The sequence below is a fragment of the Anaerotignum sp. MSJ-24 genome, from assembly GCF_018918145.1.
Lineage (GTDB): Bacteria > Bacillota > Clostridia > Lachnospirales > Anaerotignaceae > Metalachnospira.
On the sequence record NZ_JAHLPX010000001.1, the window covers coordinates 33,961 to 55,646 of the forward strand.

A 21,686-nucleotide genomic window follows, 5' to 3' on the forward strand; every position below is an offset into this window, starting at 1 on the left:
TGGCCCCGATTTTTCTATATTAATGCTTTTGAGCCAATTTTGCAAATATTATTGATATACACATCTAATTTCAGAGTTTATCCAAAATGTGCATATATTTTTCCGTCATGTATTTTTTTACATTATATAAGTTCCATTTTGACGACAGATAGTGTAAAATGACGTTAAGAGTAATTTTTAAAGGTTAAATTGCTTAAGATTTTATTAAAAATTGTATAATATTAACGAATTTATTGTTTTATCGGCGAATTTTTGATATAATGTATTAGTTAAATTTCAAAAATAGGATTGTTTATTAAAATATAACGGGGAGAAGATATTCAGTGAGCATGAGATATGATAATGATTACAGAGAAAAACGTAGAAGAAACAAGCTTATCGGAAGATTTTTTCTGACGGTGGCTATCATTGTTTTTGTGTTTTCGGCAGTATTTGTTCTTGCCGCTACGGCTTATAAATCGAGTGCTGATAAAAAGGCGGCTTTGAACGGTGATGAAGAAAAATCTGATGTAAATGCCGTAATTGCCGACCAGAAGATAAATTTTGCAGTAATGGGACTTGATGAGGACGAAATACATTCAGACGTTATTTTCGTTGTTTCCTTCGATACCTCAAGCGGAGAAATGGATCTTGTTTCCGTTCCGAGAGATACACAGGTATTTATGAGCGACAGCATGATGCTCGACATGAAGAACAACGGCAGAGACGATTATATACCGACAAAATACGGTACGGTAGGCGAATGTAAGATTACAGAGGTATATGCCTATGCCGGACCGGAAAAGAATAATGAATATCTTGTTCAGGTGCTTGAAGATCTCCTTGATATAGATATTGACCATTATGTTGCAATAAACATAACGGCATTTAAAGAAATTGTCGATGCAATCGGTGGTGTAGATATGTATGTACCTATGGATATGTATTGGGACATGAGAGATAACGGTGGTCCGCTTATTAACCTTAAAGAAGGTGAACAGCATCTTGACGGAGCAGAGGCAGAACAGCTTGTACGTTTCAGAAAGGGATATGCACAGCAGGATATAGGACGAATCGAAACACAGCATGAATTTATGAAGGCTGTGATAAACAAATTATTCGATTCAGAAAATGTTTTGAGCGATATGACGGCAGTTGTACAAGCAGTATATAAATATGTAAAAACAGATATGACTCTGGTTGACTGCATAAGCTATCTTAAATATATATCTCTCATAGATACATCAAAAATAACAATGGAAACAATACCCGGAACAGCCGAAAATATGTATATTCCGGATTATGACGGAATAAAGGAAATGTCCGACAGAGTTTTCAAAGGTATAGTTGAGGAAGATACAGCAACAGAAGGTTCTTCGGCAGGAGCAAGCAAGGATTATAAAATAGAGGTTGCAAACGGTGGTTTCAAAAACGGTTATGCCGCCGCAACACAGGAAAGACTTAATGCTCTCGGATATAATGTTACGGAAATTTCTTCCTATGACGGAACAAAGATGCCGCAGACACGTATTTATGTATCGGAGGACGGAATTGGCGATGACCTTGTTGATTTGTTTAAATCGGCAGAAGTTATTGTTGATGCATCGCAGATTTCTTCCGGTACTGATATAAAAATAATTACAGGTTCAGAGGAACAGTAAAATATTTAGGAGAAGGTTATGGGTAAAGCAGACAATCAAAATAAAAAAGAAGGTAAAAAGAAGCATAGTTCGGTGTTTATATTTTTTAGAACATTGCTTATAATCTTGGTATGTTTTTTGGCATTTTCGTTCATCGGTGTTTATGCCTATACAAAGGCAACATATACACCTGAAAAAGGATATGAAACACCTCCGAAAGTTACAGATGTAATCGGAAATATGCTTACGACAAACGAAAGCATCAATACAAATATTCTTGTATGCGGCCTTGATAAGGGTGAAACAAGAACTGATGTTATATTTGTTGTTAATGTTGATACGGAATCAGGCACGGTAAAAATGCTTTCAATACCGAGAGATACTTATACTGAAATAATTCCTTCGGTAAGAAAAATTGCAAACGATAATGGAATGAATCCCCCAAGTGTTGTTAAGCTTAATGCTGTAAATGTTTATGGAAAGAATGATGGAATGGAATGTCTTGAACTTCAGCTTGAGGATCTTCTTGGAATAAAAATTGATAATTATGTTAAGTTTAACACAGATGCATTCAGAGAAGTTGTTGATATAATTGATGGTGTAGATATGTATGTCCCACAGGATATGTATTACAGTGACCCTGTACAGGGACTTTATATCAATCTTAAGGAAGGTCAGCAACACCTTGACGGTGACCAGGCAGAACAGCTTGTGCGTTTCAGAAAATATCCGACAGGTGACCTTGGACGTATTGAAGTTCAGCATCAGTTCTTCTCTGCTTTCGTAAGCAAGATACTTGACAGTGAAACAATTATTTCAAATGCACCTCAGCTTATTAAGGCTGCCTTTGAATATGTAGATACAGACCTTAAGTTAGCTGATATGCTTAAATATGCAAAATATATCAATCAGCTTAAATCAAGCGAGATAATAACCGAAACAGTTCCCGGATATCCTCAGATGATAAGCGGTGCAAGCTATTATATTGTGGATACATCGGAAGTTGCGGGAACGGTTGACGAAATTTTCTATACAACAGGTTCGGTTTCAACATCAAGCAAGCGTAAAAAGATTGAGGTTTCAAATGGCGGAAACACAACAGGTCTTGCCGGAAGAGTAAGCGAAGTGCTTAAGAGTGACGGATACACAATAAGCAATGTCACAACCTATAACGGTGAGCAGACCGATTATACAAGAATTGTGGTTAAAGAAAGCGGAATGGGCGAAGATTTGCTTCCTTATTTCGACAATGCCGTAATTGTTGCCGATGACCTTCTTCTTGACGGAAATACCGATATAATGATAATTCTCGGACTTGAACAGGGCGATATTACATCAATACCGAAAACTAACGAATAAACAGGGTGGAACTATGGAAAGCGGAAAAGACTATCTTTTAAAAAATCTTTCGGATTCAATATTTGAAATGATGCTTAAGCTGGACGAACAGCATAACAGCAGTATGTGTATTTATTATACACAGGAGCTTGCTGCGTTCCTTCTTGGCTGCAAAAAAGAAGAGCTGCCCGAAAAGCTTAATGAATTTAAGACATATGCGGAGAAAAAGCTCGGCAGAGTCGATGTTGAAACAGCTTCGGATAACCGTTACGGAATAAGAGTATACAGCAACGGTATAGATATAATAATGGAGAGCAATCCGAGAAGATTTTTCCTCAGACAGCTTATTGATACAATAAGAGGAAGAAACTGTACGCTCGAGCAGATAAAAGAAATATTTGCGGCTGAAAGTCAGGATTATGTCTGTGAGGAAATAGATGATTCCGAATTTCAGTATGTCGTGTATTTTAAAGACGAGAGTATAGATGAATATAAATACTGCTTTACATTTGATGTGATGGGCAGCTATTATCATAGGCTCATAGATTATGATTTTGATACAATCGTGCATGCAAGCCACGAAGGACATCTGCATTAAGAATTTTATTATCCTGCCTTATAAAACAGGCGGGATAATTTGCGTTAAAATACTAAGTTAAAAATCTGTTTTCGGCTTAACATTTGTTACGATTTTATTAAAATTTATCAAGCTGTGTCTTAATAAACGAAGAATATGATAATATAAATAATGTGATACAATGGGTGATTAATATGGACAAGAAAATTAAAACAGCTTTAGTTGTGCTGATTGTTGCCGCCTGTGCAACTGCAGTTTCGGTTATTATTGAGGACAGGAGTATACATACTCCGGATAATTTTTCAGAAATACTCCATTCCACAATAGAAAACGGATATGTTGAAGAAACCGATAACACAACAAGTCAGGTAGAAAGCTATGCCAAAAATCTTACAACAAATTCTATTTATGATATTGTTGAGCTTGAAAAAAATCAGACAATAGAGTTTGCGGCAGGCAGTACAGCAATAGTAACAATCGGACATGCAACGGCTATTTGTCTTAATGATAACCTCGTTGATATTACGATGGGCGGAGTTCTTGAGGACGGCATGGAGATTATGCATAATCATCTTTATGTTGTTCAGACCGAAGGCACAGGACTTACGGCAAAGGACAGAGTCAGAGTTTTAATTAAGGGCGGGTATCAAATAAATACCGGCAAGGAGTGATAATATGAAAAAATACATAAAGCTTGCGGCAGCAGCGGTTCTTGTTTTCGGAATGTCCTTCGGATTTTCGGCTGTTGCTATGGCAGACAAGCTTTACGGTGACAAAACTGAGGAAATTGTCACAAAGGGCGTTACATATTCCTATGAACACAGGCTTACATCGGACGGCTGGCAGAATATTTATGCACTGGATATTGACTTGACATCGGATAATGTTAAGATAGCGCCGGTCGAAAGCTCAACAGAATACGGACTTAAGGAAACAGCACTTAAAATACTTAATGACAGTGGTGCCGTTGCCGGAGTAAATGCTGATTTCTTCGGACTTACCGGTTCTTATTCGGCGTCATTCGGTCCGGTTATTGCCGATGGTGAGCTTGTTTCGGTAGGAACGGACAAAAACCTTTCATCAAAGGAATTTGCGGCATATTTCCTTGACGAAAACGGAAGAAGTTTTATTGATTATCTTAAGTTTCAGGCTAATTTCGTAAATGAAACAGGGGCAAAGCTTGAGCTTGCGTCAATCAATAAAATAACACAGATGATTTATCCGATATATTTCAATTCGGAGGCGGCACCTAATACAAAGGATCTTGATGCACGTTTCAGCGGACTTGTTAAGCTTACGGTTGTGAATAATATGATTACAAATATTTCACAGCCGGGAGAAACGGTTAATTGTCCGGAGGACGGGTATCTTATAATTGTAAAGGATTCTTATGCGACATATGCTGAACAGAATTTCCATGTTGGCGATGTTGTTCAGACGGTTATTTCTTCTTCAATCGACCTTGACTCCATTGAAACAGCAGTCGGCGGCGGCGGAAGAATGCTGGTAAACGGTGCAGAGGTTTCCGATGGAACTATCATCAGCGGAAGACAACCCAGAACAGGTCTTGGTATTTCTCAGGACCAGAAGCATCTTATACTCGTTGTTGTTGACGGACGTGGAACAAGCATAGGTGCAACTCATTCGGAAATGGCACAGATAATGAAGGAATACGGTGCATATAACGCAATGCACCTTGACGGAGGCGGCTCAAGCACAATGGTTGCCGAAACGGTTGATGAAAACTCATTATCAATCAAAAACAATGTTTCCGAAGGTACACCGAGAAGAATTATGACAGCTCTCGGAGTTTTCAATACATCATCGACAGGTGCTTTAAGTCAGCTTAAGCTTACAGCTTCGGCAGACAGGGCAATCGTAGGTCAGGGCGTTTCACTCAGCGTAAAGGGATATGACAGCTATTATAATAAGGTAAATGTTCCTGCAAATGATGTTGTATACAGTGCAGTCGGCGGAAACGCCTATGTGTCAAACGGTGTTCTTTATTGCGATGAACCCGGTTCGGTAATTGTTACCGCATCATACGGCGGAGTTACCGCAGTCGATACGGTTGTGTTCTCAAATGCAAACACAATAACACCTAATGTGTCTATGGTAACGCTTGCACCCGGACAGACAGCAAGCTTTACATTTACAGCTAAGGATACCGAAGGATATTCGCTTTCAGTATCAAACGGAATTACATACACACTTTCCAATAATGCGATAGGCTCTATGAACGGCAATACATTTACCGCAACGTCAAACGGAACAGGCTACATAGAGTGCGAAAAGAACGGAGTTAAGTGTTACATATCGGTTGTAGTCGGCGGAACACTCAAAACTGTTGAGTCATTTGAAGGCTCGCCTGCAGTTTCGTTCTCGGCTTATCCTACGACGGTTAGCGGAAATGCGGCTTATTCTTCAACCGCATCTGACGGAGCCAAGTCACTTGTGCTTAACTACACAATGGCTTCTGCCTCAACAACACAGGCAGCTTATGCCAACCTGTCAAATCCCGTTGTTTTCAACGGTTCACCGACAACGATAACAATGTCTGTTAAGGGCAACGGAACAGAACAATGGGTAAGAGGAAAGATTGTCGATAACAACGGCAAGGAATATACGGTTGATTTTACAAAGACACTCAACTGGAGCGGCTGGAAGGATGTAACTGCATCTGTTCCGACAGGCGTGGCTTATCCTATAAAGCTCAAAACAATATATGTTGCGGCTCTTTCAAACACAAACACAGCCACACAGAGTGTTGCTTTTGATAACATAAGAGCGGTTGTTGCGGATTCTTCCGTTTCTAAGCCTGCCGATTCAATATTTACCGACAGACAGAATGTGGGTATTGTAAATAAGGTAGAAGGTTCGTATTATGTAACAATAGGCGGAGCAACTGCTGTTCCTTCATCGGCAAATAACTACGGTTCATCACTTGCGGCTGTCAATGCGGCTCTTTCGAGAAACAGTGATCTGGCTGTGCTTGCCGGAGCAAACAGCTCGGCAGTGTCACCGTCGGTTCAGACATTGAGATATTCAAATACATATAATTTTTACAATTATAATAATGCTAATCTCAGTATCGTTCAGCTTACGGCTAAAAACGGCGGACTTAAGTCAACACAGGCAAGCCAGTGGCAGAGATTTTCAAATGACATTAATGCCGCAGGCAATACAAATGTAATATTTATTATGGACGTAACTCCGAGCAACTTCTCGGACAGCTCGGAAACAGAGCTTATGAGAACGGCACTCGGAAAGCTCCGTGACAGCGGAAAGAATGTTTATGTTGTTTCTGCAAGCGGAACAGGCTCTTGGAACACTGTTAAGGACGGAATAAGATATATAAATCTTCCAAACCTTTTCAATTCCAACGGTTCTGTTAATACAGCCTATACAACACTTACTGTAAAGGTTGATTCAACAGGAATGGTTTATGATATAAGTAAGGTTTTTTAAATAATTTTTAAGAGGTAAGGTCATGGCGGATAATAACGATAAAGCAGTCAGAGCGGCAGGCTCTATGATGATAATAACACTGGTCGGAAAGGTTCTCGGACTTGTAAGGGATATGCTTCTTGCGGCTAACTACGGTTCGGGTATGGAGGCTAATGCATTTTTGACTGCCAGCAGAATACCAAGGGTATTTTTCGATGCAATTTTTGCGTCCGCTATATCCGCCAGCTTTATCCCTATATTTAACGAATGTCTTGAAAAAAAAGGCAAAGACGAGGCTTTTAAATTTACAAATAAATTTGTATCGCTTATTTTTGTTGTAACGGCTGCACTTACTGTGGCAGGCATGGCTTTTGCACCACAGCTTGTCAATCTGTTTGCGGTCGGCTTTGATGCTGAAACGGCATCGCTTTCTTCAAAGCTTTTAATATTTATGTTCCCTACGGTTATATTTACGGGAATTGCATATTCTTTTGTCGGAGTGCTCCAATCCTTTGATGAATTTACTATTCCGGCGGCACTCAGTATAGTTTCAAACGGAATTATAATTATCTATTATTTGTTCTTTAACAGAAGTATGGGTATCTTCGGCCTTGCGGCTGCTTTCCTTATCGGCTGGGCAATGCAGGCAGTTATGCAGATACCGTCATTGATTAAAAAAGGGTATCGTTATAAGCCTATGCTCAATGTAAGGCATGACGATAACATAAAAAAAGTGCTTTTGCTCATGCTTCCGGTTATGGTAAGCACATGGGTACAGCCTATTAACGTAGCAATCAATACACGTTTTGCATCTACTCTTTATGAAGGTGCAGGTGTTTCAGCCATAGAGTACGCCAATAATCTTTATACGATTATAGTAGGCGTTTTTGTTCTGTCAGTGGCAAATGTTATTTTCCCAAGACTTTCACGAATGACAGCTAATAATGAAAAAAATGCTTTTTTTAACACAGTAATTATGACAACAAGGGTTTTATCCTTTATAATAATACCGATGACCGTCGGCGTAATGTGCCTTAGCGGACAGATTATATCGCTTATATACGAAAGAGGTGCGTTCGATGCCTTTTCGACAGGCATTACGGCACAGGCACTTTTCTTTTTTGCGCTTGGTATGTTCGGTTACGGACTTCAGACGATAATCAGCCGAGCTTATTATGCGGAACAGGACGGAAAAACACCGTTTATTGCCGGTTTTGTTTCCATTGCCGTCAATCTTGTGCTTTGTAAAATACTTGTCGGCAAAATGGCAGTTTCGGGACTTGCACTTGCCTCGGCAATATCTTCAACTGTATATGGCCTTGTGCTTTTTATTGCGCTCAGAAGAAAAAATAAGGATGCTGATATGAAAGGCTTCGGCAGTTCGATAATAAAGATGATAATATCTGCTGTCGTTATGGGAATTGCGGTTACGGCAGTTAAAAATATTCTTTGGGGCTCTGCCGGTTCACTTATAATGAAAGTAATCGTTATAGGAATATCGGTTGTTGTCGGAATTATCGTTTATGCGGTAATGACAAAAATTACAAAGCTTTACGAAATGACTCTTGTGCTTAAATATGCCAAGAATATAATAAAGAAAAAAGGAACGGAGGAATAACAGCGTGCCGGATATAATAAAAAACAGTATTTTCTATAATCTTCTGGCGGCAATAGGCGGCTGGTTTTCGGAGCAGTTCAATGACAGCTGTTTAATAGGAAGATTTTTAAGAGAAGGCGGCTTTAAAGTCTTTTCGGACAGCAGTATATTTACAAAAATATTTAACGGTATTGTGAGCTTATTCAGAAAAATATTTTCGGCTCTTCATCTGGATAGGCTTTTTGAAGGCAGTATATTTAAAATGCCGTTTTTATGGTGTTTTCTTGCAATGGTCTTTGCACCGGTATTGCCGACAATGGGCGTTGTTGCACTTGCACTTGCAGGATTTCTTGCACTTGCCATAAGATTGTTTACAGAAAAAAGCTTTAAGCTTAGATATTCACCGCTTAATAAATATATACTTATATATGCTTTGGTTTATTTTGTTGCGACACTTACATCTGTAACTGTTAAAGGTTCACTTTTCGGCGCAGTGCTTTTTATCGTGTTTGCACTGTTCTATTTTGTTGTTATTAATGCCGTTCAGACAAAAACACAGCTTAAGGTGCTCACATTGTGCTTTATGGGCTTTGCTGTTCTGGTGTCGTTTTATGGTTTTTATCAGTATATGAATCCGTCTAAATTTAGCGGTTCATGGATAGATACTGAAATGTTTTCCGACATCGGCTTCAGAGTATATGCAACTCTCGGAAATCCCAATGTTCTCGGAGAATATCTTCTTCTTACAATACCGTTTGGCGTATCGTTCTTCTTTACATCAAAGGGAATTCTTAAAAAGGGCTTTTTCTTTATTGTATGTGCAATACAGATGCTCTGTCTTATATTGACATATTCAAGAGGCTGTTGGCTCGGAATTATGTTTGCGGCAATGGTATTTCTTATATTGCTGGACAGAAGATGTATACTTCTTGTAATTGTCGGACTTATACTTCTTCCGTTTGTTCTTCCGCAGACAATAATAAACCGTTTTATGAGTATCGGCAATATGTCGGACTCATCAACAAGCTACAGATTTTATATTTATATGGGTACTCTCAGTATGCTTAAGGATTATTGGATGTGCGGTGTCGGACCGGGAACAAATGCCTTCAATATGGTTTATCCGTCATATGCCTATGATTCAATAACAGCACCTCATTCGCATAACCTTTATTTACAAACTATGTGCGACACAGGTATCTGCGGAGTTATCGTATTTTTAGGAATTATTTACCGTCTTTATAAAACCTGTGCAATCGGTCTTAAAAAGACAAAGGATAAAAAGGATAAGATATTTATAATGGGTGCAATAGCGGCGTTAAGCGGATTTTTCCTCCAGAGCTTTACAGATTATACTTTCTATAATTACAGAGTTATGTTTATGTTCTGGTGCGTTGCCGCTCTTTCCGTACTTTATTCCGATATAGATACTCTTAAGGAGGACTGAAAATGATAAAGGTACTGAACATAATAAGCGACAGCAACATCGGCGGAGCAGGACGATGTGTGCTTACGTTTCTTAAATATTTCGACAGAACAAAGTTTGATGTTGAGGTTGTCGTTCCGAGAAACAGTCTGCTTATTCCCGAAATTAACAAGCTCGGCATAAAAACCATTGAGGCAGATACCATTGCGGAAAAGTCACTCAGTGGGGAAAGCATAAAAGAGCTTAAGAAAATTATAAAAGACAGTAACTGCGATATAGTACATACGCATGGAAACATGAGCGGACGTATTGCAGGCAGACAATGCGGCAAAAAGGTAGTGTTCACAAGACATTCCGTTTTTCCGGTCAGCCCCAGAATAAGCAAGGGCATAGGAAAGAAAATAAATGGAATGATAAATATGCACTATGCCGATGATATAATTGCAGTGGCAGAGGCGGCTAAGGAAAACCTTACCGATACCGGAATTGACGGAAACAGAGTTAAGGTAATTCTTAACGGAGTTGAACCGCAGAAGAGAGCCTCTGATGAAACGATAAGAACGCTTAAATCAAAATACGGAATAAAAAGCGGAGATTTTACGGTCGGCATAATGGCACGTATCGAAGAGGTAAAAGGCCATATTTATCTTATAGAGGCAACGGAGAAGATTAAAAAAGCCGGCAGACCGATAAAAACGCTTATAATAGGTACAGGTGCTTTGGAAGAAAAGCTGAAAAAGGTTGTTGCCGAAAAAGGCCTTGAAGATACGGTCATATTTACAGGCTTTATCAAAAATGTAAACGAAGTGCTTTCAATACTTGATGTTCAGGCAAATGCTTCCTTCGGAACGGAAGCGACAAGTCTTTCACTGCTTGAAGGCATGAGCCTCGGTATACCGGCGGTTGTAAGCGATTACGGCGGAAATCCAGGAGTAATAACACATGGCGAAAACGGATATATATTCAAACTTAAGGACAGCGATGATATGGCTAAATATATTATGAAGCTTATGGACGAGCCGGAAACCTATGAGTACATGAAAAATAAATCCGTTGAAATATTCAATAAGAAATTTACCGCTGAAATTTATGCGGAGAATATAGAAAAGGTGTATGCCGGATTAATGAAATAAGGAGTATAAAATGAGCGAAAAAAAGAAATTCAAATTAAATATCTTTGATATTGTTATTGTGGTTATTGTTCTTTGCATCGGCGTCGGTCTTTATGTTTTCACGCATAGGGAAACAACAATTGATACAAAAAAGCTTACTTATAAAATTGAGCTTAATGATGCCGCACCGGGACTTGCAGACTATATCCACGAAGGCGACCAGCTTTATGAAAACACAAAAAATTATAGTATGGGCAATGTAGTTTCCGTTGAAACAGTACCTTATACAAAGATTACACAGGATTATGAAAATGAAAGATATGTTGATTCGGTCGATCCTACATCTGAAAGAGTAATAATAACCGTAACGGCGAATGTTACCGAAACAGACAGTGCCTATGCTGTTAACGGACAGTATATTGTAAGAGCCGGAAACGAGATATTCGTAAAAGGCCCCGGATATGCCGGCGAAGGCTATGTAATACAGATTGAACGATAAGGAGGCGGTTAATATGGCAGAGAGAAAAAAAGGCAGATTTAATATAATTGACGGAATTGTTGTTTTGGTTATTGTCGTAATAATCGCAGGTGCAGTATATAAATTCCATGGACTCGATAAAACATCAAAGAATGTAAATATGCAGACGGTTACTTATCAGATGAAGATTGAGGCATTAAGAGATTATGTTTTCAATAATATTAAGGTTGGCGATACAGTATACGACTATACATCAAATAATGCAATCGGAACAATAACAAATATCGAATGGGACGATGCGGTAAGAGCGTTGTATACAAAGGACGGAAGAACTGTTGCCGCTCCTGTTGAAAACAGATATGATGTTATAATAACAATAGAGGCACAGGCAACAGAAAATAACGGTATGTATTCTGTAAATAAGGTATATGACCTCTGTATGAATTCCAAGAGAGAAATATACACTAAATATATCGACTGTACAGCTAAAATCACAAGCATTTCAGCCGAGAATAACTAAAGTTTACCGTTCCTGTAAAGGGGTGGAGGAATAACGATGAAGAAATATAAAATACTTATGACAACAATGGGGCTTGATATAGGCGGTGCGGAAACGCATATCGTTGAGCTTGCCAAGGAGCTTACAAAGCGTGGCTATGATGTAAGCGTTGCATCAAACGGCGGCGTATATGTTGAGGAGCTTGAGGCCGCCGGAATACGCCATTTTGAAGTTCCGATGAATGTGCGTAATATTTCAAAAATGTATCAGTCCTATAAACTGCTTAAAAAAATAATAAAGGACGAAAAGTTTGATATTGTACATTCTCATGCGAGAATACCCGGCTTTATAACAGGAATAATAAACCATTCGGAAAAATTCACTTTTGTTACAAGCGCTCACTGGGTTTTCAATACATCACACGGACTTAAATACCTTACTAACTGGGGACAGAAGGTAATTGCGGTAAGTGAGGATATTAAACAGTATCTTATCGATAATTACAATACGCCGGAAGAAAATATTTATGTGACAATAAACGGTATAGATACCGATAAATTCTCTCCGGAGATTACCGGTGATGACGTTATAAAGGAATTTAATATTAATCCCGATTTTCCGGTTGTGTCCTATGTAAGCCGTATGGACGAGGACAGATCGCTTGTTGCCGAACAGCTTATTGATTATGCCGAAGAGCTTGATAAAAGCATAGAAGGCATTCAGCTTCTTATAACAGGTGGCGGAAATTCTTTCGACAGACTTAAGGAAAAGGCCGATGCGGTAAATAAGAAGCTCAACCGTCAGTGTGTAATTATGACAGGCGGAAGAACCGACATTAATAAAATAATAGCCGCAGGCGATATATTTGTCGGCGTAAGCCGTTCCGCACTTGAGGCAATGGCAGCGGCAAAGCCTGTTATTGTTGCCGGAAATGAAGGCTATATAGGTATTTTCTCCGAGGATAAGCTTGAAAAGGCACAGGAAAACAACTTCTGCTGTCGTGGTTGTGAGCTTTCGTCCGGTGAACTGCTTGTGCGTGACATAAAACAGCTTTTGCTTGACAGCACTGATGAGGAAAAGGCAGAGCTCGGAGCATATGGCAGAGAAATAATATTCAAGTATTATTCCGTTAAAAAAATGGCCGATGACTGTATAGAGATGTATGACGATGCTTACAGTATGAATAACGGCAAAAAAATACTGATGTCAGGCTATTACGGATTTAATAACAGCGGTGACGAAGCAATACTTACAACGATCTATAAAAATATAAAGAAAATGGATAAGAGTATAAGCATTACCGTACTTTCGAAAAATCCGGAGGAAACGAGAGCAAAATATGGTTTTGAGAATGTTGTATACCGTTTTGACCTGTTTAAGGTGCTTAAGGCAATAAAGAAATGTGATATTCTTTTAAGCGGCGGAGGTTCGCTTTTGCAGGACACAACAAGTACACGCTCGCTTATGTATTATCTTTCCATAATTAAAGCCGCAAAAATGATGAATAAGAAGGTAATGCTTTACGCAAACGGTATTGGCCCCGTTTCCAAGGTGAAAAACAGAAATATGGTTAAAAATGTTGTAAATAAGGCTGACCTTATTACATTACGTGAACAGGATTCCATGGATGAGCTTGTTTCCATGGGCATTACGAACAAGAATATTTATGTTACTGCCGATCCTGTTTTTACAATGGATATAATTCCGTATTACCGTTCAAAGGAGCTGCTTATAAAAGCCGGAATACCTACAACAAAAGGCATTGTCGGCGTTTCGGTAAGAAACTGGAAGGGCTGTGACACAATTCCGGAAAGATTCGCACAGATTTGTGACAGAATACATGACGAATATAATAAAACAATAGTTTTCATAGTAATGCACAATCCGGCTGATGCAAACATAAGCAGACAGGTTATGGAAAAAATGCACTCACAGGCATATATTCTTGACGGACAGTATACACCCAATGAGCTTATCGGCATGATTGGACATATGGAGGTAATACTCAGTATGCGTCTGCATACGCTTATATTTGCTACAAAACAGCGTATTCCTATAATCGGCTTTGTATATGATCCGAAGATAAGCAACTATATGAAGCTTTTGAATGCACCGGACGGCGGAAATGTTGAAGATATTGATGTTGAAAAAACCGTTGACGCTTACGGAAATATTCTTGAAAATTATAAAGATGTCGTTGAAAACCTTGATGACGTTGCAAGACAGCTTGAAGAAAAAGCAGAGCTTAATGAAAAATATCTTGGTACATTGTTGAAATAAGTACCTTTACGGAGGTAAAAATATATGGGAAAAGCAACTATACTCGGTGTTCCGTTTGACGTAAAAACAATGGCGGAGGCGGCTGATACCGCAGTCGGATTTATGATAGAGCCGGGACAGCATATCATCTGCACTCCAAATCCCGAAATTGTTATGGAGGCACAGACCGATACCGAGCTTATGAATATACTTAAAGCGGCAGACATGGTGACAGCCGACGGAATAGGTATCGTATGGGCATCAAAATATGCCGAAAACATAATAACCGAGCGTGTTTCCGGATATGACCTTGTTCTTCAGATTTTTGACAGAATAAAAGATACCGATAATACGGTTTATATGTTCGGCGGTGCTCCCGGAGTTGCTGAGAAAGCGGCAGAGGAAATGAGAAAAAAATATCCCGGACTTAAAATAGTCGGTATACATGACGGATATTTTGATGCAAAGGAAGAAAAAAACATTATTGCTGATATTAAAGAGAAAAAGCCGTCACTTCTTCTTGTCGGACTCGGTTCACCGAAACAGGAAAAATGGATTTATTCAAATCTCAGATTTACCGGTGCAAAGCTTGCAATCGGTATAGGTGGAAGTTTTGACGTAATGAGCGGAAATCTTAAAAGAGCACCGGAGTTCTTCTGCAAGCTCGGAATAGAATGGCTTTACAGACTTATAAAACAGCCGACAAGATTTAAAAGAATGATGCGTCTTCCAAAGTTTGTTTTGAGAGTACGCAAGGTGATGAGATAAACCACAACATATTTTGCTCCCATACGGTAAACAATTACTGTATGGGAGTTTTTATTTGGAGTGAAAAATATGAATGGTTTATTGAAACGATATTTTATGCTTGTACTCGGTGTTTTGCTTATTGCGGCGGCAATAGATGTTTTTTATGCTCCGGCTGAAATGGCGGCAGGCGGCGTAAGCGGACTCGGAATTATTATATTGAGCTATTCGGAAAAATATCTCGGCTTCGGCATACCTGTGTCCGTAACAAATATAGCATTTAATTTTCCGCTGTTTTTTGCCGCATATAAAAAATTCGGAAAGAGTTATATAAAAAGAAGTCTGCTTGCATCGATTCTGTTTTCTCTGGCACTTGAAATATTGCTGGTTCTGCCGGAATATAACGGAGATACCATGCTTGCAGCTGTTTTCGGCGGAATATTGAGCGGAACGGGAGTTGGCTTTGTTCTTAACGCTTCCGCAACAACAGGCGGAACGGAAATAGCCGCAGAGCTGATACATGAGAAAAATGACAGACTTTCGGTTTCGGATTACATCTTTTTGATAGATGCGACAGTAATTATGCTCGGATTTTTTGTTTTCGGAGCTGAAAAAGCCATGTTTTCGGTTATTTCCGTATATATTTCGTCAAAATGTGTAAAGGCTGTGTCTGTAGGATCGTCATATGACAAAATGGCGCTTATTATTTCGGAAAGGCCGTCGGATGTGATAAGTTGTCTGAGGACGGCAGATTGCGGAAAAACATCGGGACTGAACAGTGTTTGTATGTACAAAAATGAATATCGTAATGTGCTTATATGTATTTTTTCACAAAATGAAATAACTAAGCTCAAAGAAACTGTAAAATTTATTGATAACAAAGCATTTATTATTCTTCTTGATATAAATGACGTATACGGAAACGGATTTAAAAAGTTTTAGCATAGTAAACAAAAGTACATTATGCTCCGGCACTGTAATTTGTTCCCACAAATCAGTTGTGTAATACTATCAAAACTGTTAATATTTTAAACTTTTGTGCATTAAAAAAAATTCTGTCACTTTTTTTGAAATTTCTCTTTATTTTTTTGTTATTTTGTTATAAAATATAAATCAGTCATAGTGAATTTTAACGACAGCAGATTTTACATGAATATATACGTAATACCGATATATTGCTTTATGCAATTTATCACTCGTCTGCTGATATGTAGAAAAGTTCCTATAGAGTGCAGACCGTTAAAATTATGGGGAACAAACTATATTAAAGATATTGGGGTGGGTTTTATGATTTCTAATCAGATTTTACAGAGTACTATTGACGGGCTCAAAAATATTACCCGTAAAGACATGAGCGTTGTCGAAAAAGAGGGTAAAGTAATTGCCACAACCGAAGAAAACATGATCGGCAGACAGATTGACGCCATTGAAAACTTTGTCGGCTCACAGGCTGACAGCCAGCTTATTCTCGGTTATCAGTATTTCAAGGTTTATGATAACGGTATTCCGGAATATGTTATACAGGTTAAGGGCGAAGACGAGGATGGTTACAGAATCGGCAAGATTGCTGCTTTCCAGATTCAAAGCCTTCTTGTTGCATACAAGGAAAGATACGATAAGGATAACTTTATCAAAAACCTTCTTCTTGATAACCTTCTTCTTGTCGATATTTACAGCAGAGCTAAAAAGCTTCATATCGAAAACAATATCAGACGTATCGTTTATCTTATCGAAACAAACATTGATAAGGATATGAATATTGTTGAGATTGTAAGAAGTATTTTCCCTGCAAAGACAAAGGATTTCGTTACAGCGGTTGACGAGCACAGCATAATTCTCGTCAAAGAACTTCGTGAAAAGGAAACAATGGACGAAATCGAGAAGATTGCAAAGATGATAACAGATACTCTTTCAACAGAGCTTAATGTTAAGGTTTATATCTCAATCGGTACTGTTGTCAGTGATCTTAAGGACGTTTCACGTTCATATAAAGAAGCTAAGATGGCTCTTGAGGTCGGCAAAATTTTTGAAAGCGACAAATATATCGTTAATTATGAAAAGCTCGGTATCGGCAGACTTATTTACCAGCTTCCTCTTTCACTTTGCAAGATGTTCATTAAAGAGGTTCTTCACGGACTTACTATGGACGATTTCGACGAGGAAACTCTTGCCACAGTCAATAAATTCTTTGAAAATAACCTGAATGTATCTGAAACCTCAAGACAGCTTTACATACACAGAAATACGCTTGTGTACAGACTTGACAAACTTCAGAAGATGACAGGTCTTGACCTGCGTAATTTTGACGATGCCATTATATTCAAGATAACACTTATGGTAAGCAAATACATGATGTACATGGACAAAATGGTGTACTGATTAACTGCGGATAGAAATTAAAATCCGCAAAAGCCTGCTCTTGAATAAAGGCCGGGAAAGGACGATTATTTTTGATAGACATAGAACACGTTTCAAAGGTATATCCCAACGGAACAGTCGGTGTTGAGGATATAAACATACACATAGACAAGGGCGAATTTGTATTCCTTGTCGGCTCAAGTGGTTCCGGTAAATCAACAATGATTAAACTTCTGCTTAAGGAGCTTGATCCAACCGAAGGCAGTATAGTAATAAACGGTGTTGACACAGGAAAGCTTAAAAGAAACCAGATACCTTATTTGAGAAGAAATCTCGGTGTTGTTTTCCAGGATTTCAGACTTCTTCCGAATAAATCGGTTTTCGATAATGTTGCGTTTGCAATGCAGGTTATCGAGGCACCGACAAAAACAATAAGACGTAATGTGCCGACGGTACTCAGCCTTGTAGGGCTTAGGGACAAAGCAAAGGTATTTCCCAGAGAGCTTTCCGGCGGTGAACAGCAGAGAACTGCACTTGCGAGAGCGATTGTAAACAATCCGCCTATACTTATTGCGGACGAGCCTACCGGTAACCTTGACCCGGCAACGGCCTGGGATATTATGACGCTCCTTGAGGAAATTAATAAGCGAGGAACAACTGTTTTGATCGCTACTCATGCAAAGGATATAGTTGACCAGATGCAGAAGAGAGTTATCACTCTTGAAAACGGTCACATAATTCGTGATAAAAAAGGTGGGTACAGCGATGAAATTTAGATCAATAAAATACTTTTTTTCAGAAGCCTTCGGAGGCGTAATAAAAAACAGACTTATGTCGGTTGCCTCGATAGGTACTGTTGCGGCATGTATATTCATTATAGCGATTTCGTATTGTGCACTTTCCAACGTGAGCTATATGCTCCAGCAGGTTGAGGATTCAATCGGTATTGCCGTTTTCCTTGATAATGACATAAGTTCCGATGAGGTTATTGCAATAAATGATGAAATTACTGCAATCGACCATGTTGAAACTGTTAAATACATTTCTCCGGAAGACGCATTGAACGAGCTTAAAAGCTCATGGGACGCAGAGGATATACTTGCAGGCTTTGACGAAACAAACAATCCGCTTTCAAGCTCGTTTGAAGTATCTCTTGATGATATAGCATATCAGGGAGATGTTGTTTCTAAGCTTGAACAGATTCCCGGCGTAAGAAACATACGTCATGCGGAATCGGAAACGCAGATACTCGTTAAAATAAGCAATTTCTTAAGTATATTCGGCATTGTGCTTATACTTGTGCTTGCGGCGATTTCTGTCGTTATAATTACAAACACAATCAAGCTTTCGGTTTTTACAAGACGAACCGAAATAAGCATTATGAAATATGTAGGTGCAACCGACTGGTTCATACGATGGCCTTTCGTTATCGAAGGTATAATAATCGGTCTTGTAGGCGCATGTATACCTATTGTTGTTGCATGGCCGCTGTATAATAAGCTTATAGATATAATATATCAGCATATACCGATGATAAAATCGCTTTTCGCATTCCGTTTCGGTATAGATATATTCTCCGTATTATTGCCGTTTGCACTTCTTTTCGGTGCTGTACTCGGTATAATCGGAAGTACAATTTCATTAAGAAAACATTTGAATGTTTAAAATTTTGCCCGACATATTATTGTGTCGGGTATTTTATATTGATTATTTGGTCAAAATGCGGTAAAATATCTCATTATGGTATAATTGTCCACATAATGTGCAGATATATAGCTATGATATATTATGTTAAAGGCGTAACGGTAATTTTATCTGAAAGGAGTTAAATTATGATACTAATAAACCCGAGAGAGGTTGCGGCAGATGCTTTGGAAGAAATAACCGTTTCTGCGGCATACAGTAACATAACGCTCAGAAAATACCTCCGTTTGAACGGTGCAATGCCGAGAAAAGATAAGGCATTTGTAACCGAGGTTGTTAACGGTACGCTGCGTAATATAATTTATGTTGATTATGTAATCAATGAATACTCCAAGACAAAAACAGATAAATTAAAACCGTATGTGCTTGCCGTATTGCGAATGAGCGTGTATCAGATTATATTCATGGATAGAGTTCCGGATTCTGCGGCTTGTTCGGAGGCCGTTGCTCTGGTCAAAAAAAGAGGCCTTGTTTTTTTAGGTAACTATGTAAACGGAGTTCTAAGAACTGTAATAAGAAATAAAGAAGATATTAAGCTTCCGGAAAAGGGAACAGCAGAATATATTTCCGTAAAATATTCACATCCGCTCTGGCTTGTGAAAATGTGGCTTGCAAAATATGATTTTGAAACAACGGAAAAAATATGTATTGCCGGAAATACAGCTCCCGATGTAACGCTTTGCGTAAACAGGTTGAAGACAACTCCGACAGCTCTTGCCGAAATGCTAAGAAAAAACGGCATATCGGTTAAAACCGGAGTACATTATGAAAACGCACTTCATATAAAAGGCTCGTCCAATCTCGCCGAAACCGAGATGTTCAAGGTTGGTCTTTTTCATGTCCAAGACGAAAGCTCTATGCTTGCGGTTAAACTGCTTGATCCTAAGCCGGGCGAGAAAATACTCGATGTATGTGCGGCTCCCGGAGGAAAATCCTTTCTTGCGGCAGAGCTTATGGATAACAAAGGCAAGGTTGTTTCCTGTGATATACATGAGCATAAGCTCGGTCTTATGGAGGAAACAAAAACTCGTCTCGGCATAAAGATAGTTGAAACAAAGCTAAGAGATGCCATGATAGTACACGAAGAGGATTACGAAAAATTTGACAGAGTCATTGTTGATGCACCTTGCTCCGGCTTTGGTCTTATAAGAAAAAAGCCTGACATAAAAATGAATAAAACAGGCGATGATATTGATTCGCTTATTGTATTGCAACAGGATATTTTAAGAGTGTCGGCAGAATGCGTTAAGGTAGGCGGAACGCTTGTATACAGCACCTGCACTATATGCAAAAAGGAAAATGAGATGAATGTAAAAAAGTTCCTTGCCGAGCATAAAAATTTTGAGCCTGTTGACATAACGGAGCTTTTGCCCGAAAACCTCAGGGGGTATGCCGAAAACGGCATGATACAGCTCCTTCCGGGAATACATGAAACAGACGGCTTTTTTATCGCCGTTATGAGAAAGAATGGTCATTAAATGAAAACTGATTTAAAATCTTTAACTTTGCCCGAGCTTGAGGCAGAAATGCTGCTCATAGGCGAAAAAAAGTTCAGAGCAAAGCAGATATACAGATGGCTGCACGTTAAATATGCAGACAGCTTTTCTCAGATGAGCGATTTGTCCGAAAATCTTAGGGCAAAGCTTGAGGAAAATTATACGATAGGTTCGCTTAAACAGGTTAAAAAGCTCGTGTCGAAAATCGACAATACGACAAAATACTTGTTTGAGCTTGATAATAACTGTATAATAGAAAGCGTATTTATGCAGTATTCATACGGAAATACAGTATGTATTTCAACACAGGCAGGCTGCCGAATGGGCTGTACTTTTTGTGCATCAACCCTTGACGGAGTCGAAAAAAGCCTTTCTCCTTCGGAAATGCTTTCACAGGTATACGAGATAGAGAAGGACAAAGGCGAAACGGTTTCCGGCGTTGTACTTATGGGCAGCGGAGAGCCATTGGATAATTATGATAACGTAATTAAATTTATTAAGCTTATTAATTCAAAGGAAGGCAAAAATATGGGACAGCGCCATATTACATTGTCAACCTGCGGACTTATAAATAAAATTTATGAGCTTGCTGATGAGGATTTGCAGATAACTCTTGCAGTATCCCTTCATGCACCGAATGATATGATAAGAAACAGAATTATGCCTGTATCCAAGGCAAATCCTATGGATAAGCTTTTACAGGCATGCAGAGATTATGTTGCAAAAACCAACCGCCGTATTACATTTGAGTATTCACTCATAAAGGACGTAAACGACAGTGCGGAAAATGCAAAGGAGCTTGCGGAAAAGCTTAAAGGACTTCTGTGCCATGTCAATCTTATTCCGGTCAACGATGTTAAGGAAAGAGATTATGTAAGAAGCACGAATGAGGCTGTTAAACGCTTTGAAGGCATACTTACATCAAGAGGCATAGAAACAACGGTAAGACGAAAGCTTGGAAGTGATATTGACGCTGCCTGCGGACAGCTGAGGAAACGCTATAAGGATGAAAAAAGATAGAGCATCAGA

The 21,686-nt window shown here is 38.9% G+C and carries 18 protein-coding genes; all 18 read left to right on the plus strand.

Annotated features, from left to right (window positions below; genetic code table 11):
• Positions 1 to 329 precede the first annotated feature (329 nt).
• A complete protein-coding gene (locus tag KQI66_RS00160) occupies positions 330 to 1,640 on the plus strand; it encodes an LCP family protein (RefSeq protein ID WP_253287617.1) in 1,311 nt (436 codons plus the stop codon).
• Positions 1,641 to 1,658: 18 nt separating this feature from the next.
• On the plus strand, positions 1,659 to 2,978 hold the full coding sequence (locus KQI66_RS00165) for an LCP family protein (RefSeq protein WP_216426689.1): 1,320 nt from the start codon (positions 1,659 to 1,661) through the stop codon (positions 2,976 to 2,978).
• Between the two features lie 13 nt (positions 2,979 to 2,991).
• On the plus strand, positions 2,992 to 3,555 hold the full coding sequence (locus tag KQI66_RS00170; RefSeq protein ID WP_216426690.1) for a DUF3877 family protein: 564 nt from the start codon (positions 2,992 to 2,994) through the stop codon (positions 3,553 to 3,555).
• A 173-nt stretch (positions 3,556 to 3,728) separates the two neighbouring features.
• Positions 3,729 to 4,205: a hypothetical protein gene (locus KQI66_RS00175; protein WP_216426691.1), complete on the plus strand. Its 477-nt coding sequence runs from the start codon at positions 3,729 to 3,731 to the stop codon at positions 4,203 to 4,205.
• Positions 4,206 to 4,209: 4 nt separating this feature from the next.
• Positions 4,210 to 7,002 (plus strand): phosphodiester glycosidase family protein, encoded by a 2,793-nt coding sequence (locus KQI66_RS00180; RefSeq protein ID WP_216426692.1) that lies wholly within the window; start codon positions 4,210 to 4,212, stop codon positions 7,000 to 7,002.
• 22 nt (positions 7,003 to 7,024) lie between these two features.
• Positions 7,025 to 8,599 (plus strand): murein biosynthesis integral membrane protein MurJ, encoded by a 1,575-nt coding sequence (gene murJ / locus KQI66_RS00185; RefSeq protein ID WP_216426693.1) that lies wholly within the window; start codon positions 7,025 to 7,027, stop codon positions 8,597 to 8,599.
• Between the two features lie 4 nt (positions 8,600 to 8,603).
• Entirely contained in the window at positions 8,604 to 10,025 is a 1,422-nt protein-coding gene (locus KQI66_RS11445) for an O-antigen ligase family protein (protein ID WP_216426694.1), read from the plus strand.
• 2 nt (positions 10,026 to 10,027) lie between these two features.
• Positions 10,028 to 11,137: a glycosyltransferase family 4 protein gene (locus KQI66_RS00195; protein ID WP_216426695.1), complete on the plus strand. Its 1,110-nt coding sequence runs from the start codon at positions 10,028 to 10,030 to the stop codon at positions 11,135 to 11,137.
• 10 nt (positions 11,138 to 11,147) lie between these two features.
• Positions 11,148 to 11,615: a DUF4330 domain-containing protein gene (locus KQI66_RS00200; RefSeq protein WP_216426696.1), complete on the plus strand. Its 468-nt coding sequence runs from the start codon at positions 11,148 to 11,150 to the stop codon at positions 11,613 to 11,615.
• 13 nt (positions 11,616 to 11,628) lie between these two features.
• Entirely contained in the window at positions 11,629 to 12,114 is a 486-nt protein-coding gene (locus KQI66_RS00205) for a DUF4330 family protein (RefSeq protein WP_216426697.1), read from the plus strand.
• A gap of 36 nt (positions 12,115 to 12,150) precedes the next feature.
• The gene (csaB, locus tag KQI66_RS00210; RefSeq protein ID WP_216426698.1) at positions 12,151 to 14,373 is read left to right on the plus strand and encodes a polysaccharide pyruvyl transferase CsaB; all 2,223 of its coding nucleotides are present in this window, start codon (positions 12,151 to 12,153) and stop codon (positions 14,371 to 14,373) included.
• A 24-nt stretch (positions 14,374 to 14,397) separates the two neighbouring features.
• Positions 14,398 to 15,120, plus strand: coding sequence for a WecB/TagA/CpsF family glycosyltransferase (locus KQI66_RS00215; protein WP_216426699.1), 723 nt, complete (start codon positions 14,398 to 14,400; stop codon positions 15,118 to 15,120).
• Positions 15,121 to 15,189: 69 nt separating this feature from the next.
• The gene (locus KQI66_RS00220; protein WP_216426700.1) at positions 15,190 to 16,041 is read left to right on the plus strand and encodes a YitT family protein; all 852 of its coding nucleotides are present in this window, start codon (positions 15,190 to 15,192) and stop codon (positions 16,039 to 16,041) included.
• A gap of 345 nt (positions 16,042 to 16,386) precedes the next feature.
• Positions 16,387 to 17,478 carry a PucR family transcriptional regulator gene (locus KQI66_RS00225; protein WP_216426701.1) on the plus strand — a complete coding sequence of 364 codons (1,092 nt, stop codon included), beginning with the start codon at positions 16,387 to 16,389 and terminating at the stop codon, positions 17,476 to 17,478.
• Positions 17,479 to 17,549: 71 nt separating this feature from the next.
• The gene (ftsE, locus tag KQI66_RS00230) at positions 17,550 to 18,233 is read left to right on the plus strand and encodes a cell division ATP-binding protein FtsE (protein WP_216426702.1); all 684 of its coding nucleotides are present in this window, start codon (positions 17,550 to 17,552) and stop codon (positions 18,231 to 18,233) included.
• Positions 18,223 to 19,122: a permease-like cell division protein FtsX gene (gene ftsX, locus KQI66_RS00235; RefSeq protein WP_216426703.1), complete on the plus strand. Its 900-nt coding sequence runs from the start codon at positions 18,223 to 18,225 to the stop codon at positions 19,120 to 19,122. Before ftsE ends, ftsX begins: the two co-directional genes overlap by 11 nt.
• Before the next feature lie 167 nt (positions 19,123 to 19,289).
• Positions 19,290 to 20,639, plus strand: coding sequence for a 16S rRNA (cytosine(967)-C(5))-methyltransferase RsmB (gene rsmB, locus KQI66_RS00240; protein ID WP_216426704.1), 1,350 nt, complete (start codon positions 19,290 to 19,292; stop codon positions 20,637 to 20,639).
• Positions 20,640 to 21,677, plus strand: a complete 1,038-nt coding sequence (gene rlmN / locus KQI66_RS00245; protein ID WP_216426705.1) for a 23S rRNA (adenine(2503)-C(2))-methyltransferase RlmN — start codon at positions 20,640 to 20,642, stop codon at positions 21,675 to 21,677. It abuts the gene before it with no gap.
• Positions 21,678 to 21,686: the final 9 nt, after the last annotated feature.

Bases quoted from the DNA above. Each gene is read 5' to 3' on its own strand.
- KQI66_RS00160 (WP_253287617.1), top strand. From the start codon at position 330: ATGAGATATGATAATGATTACAGAGAAAAACGTAGAAGAAACAAGCTT.
- KQI66_RS00205 (WP_216426697.1), top strand. From the start codon at position 11,629: ATGGCAGAGAGAAAAAAAGGCAGATTTAATATAATTGACGGAATTGTT.
- KQI66_RS00215 (WP_216426699.1), top strand. From the start codon at position 14,398: ATGGGAAAAGCAACTATACTCGGTGTTCCGTTTGACGTAAAAACAATG.
- csaB (WP_216426698.1), top strand. From the start codon at position 12,151: ATGAAGAAATATAAAATACTTATGACAACAATGGGGCTTGATATAGGC.
- murJ (WP_216426693.1), top strand. From the start codon at position 7,025: ATGGCGGATAATAACGATAAAGCAGTCAGAGCGGCAGGCTCTATGATG.
- KQI66_RS00220 (WP_216426700.1), top strand. From the start codon at position 15,190: ATGAATGGTTTATTGAAACGATATTTTATGCTTGTACTCGGTGTTTTG.
- KQI66_RS00225 (WP_216426701.1), top strand. From the start codon at position 16,387: ATGATTTCTAATCAGATTTTACAGAGTACTATTGACGGGCTCAAAAAT.
- KQI66_RS00170 (WP_216426690.1), top strand. From the start codon at position 2,992: ATGGAAAGCGGAAAAGACTATCTTTTAAAAAATCTTTCGGATTCAATA.
- KQI66_RS00180 (WP_216426692.1), top strand. From the start codon at position 4,210: ATGAAAAAATACATAAAGCTTGCGGCAGCAGCGGTTCTTGTTTTCGGA.
- rsmB (WP_216426704.1), top strand. From the start codon at position 19,290: ATGATACTAATAAACCCGAGAGAGGTTGCGGCAGATGCTTTGGAAGAA.
- KQI66_RS00165 (WP_216426689.1), top strand. From the start codon at position 1,659: ATGGGTAAAGCAGACAATCAAAATAAAAAAGAAGGTAAAAAGAAGCAT.
- ftsX (WP_216426703.1), top strand. From the start codon at position 18,223: ATGAAATTTAGATCAATAAAATACTTTTTTTCAGAAGCCTTCGGAGGC.
- KQI66_RS00200 (WP_216426696.1), top strand. From the start codon at position 11,148: ATGAGCGAAAAAAAGAAATTCAAATTAAATATCTTTGATATTGTTATT.
- KQI66_RS00195 (WP_216426695.1), top strand. From the start codon at position 10,028: ATGATAAAGGTACTGAACATAATAAGCGACAGCAACATCGGCGGAGCA.
- rlmN (WP_216426705.1), top strand. From the start codon at position 20,640: ATGAAAACTGATTTAAAATCTTTAACTTTGCCCGAGCTTGAGGCAGAA.
- KQI66_RS00175 (WP_216426691.1), top strand. From the start codon at position 3,729: ATGGACAAGAAAATTAAAACAGCTTTAGTTGTGCTGATTGTTGCCGCC.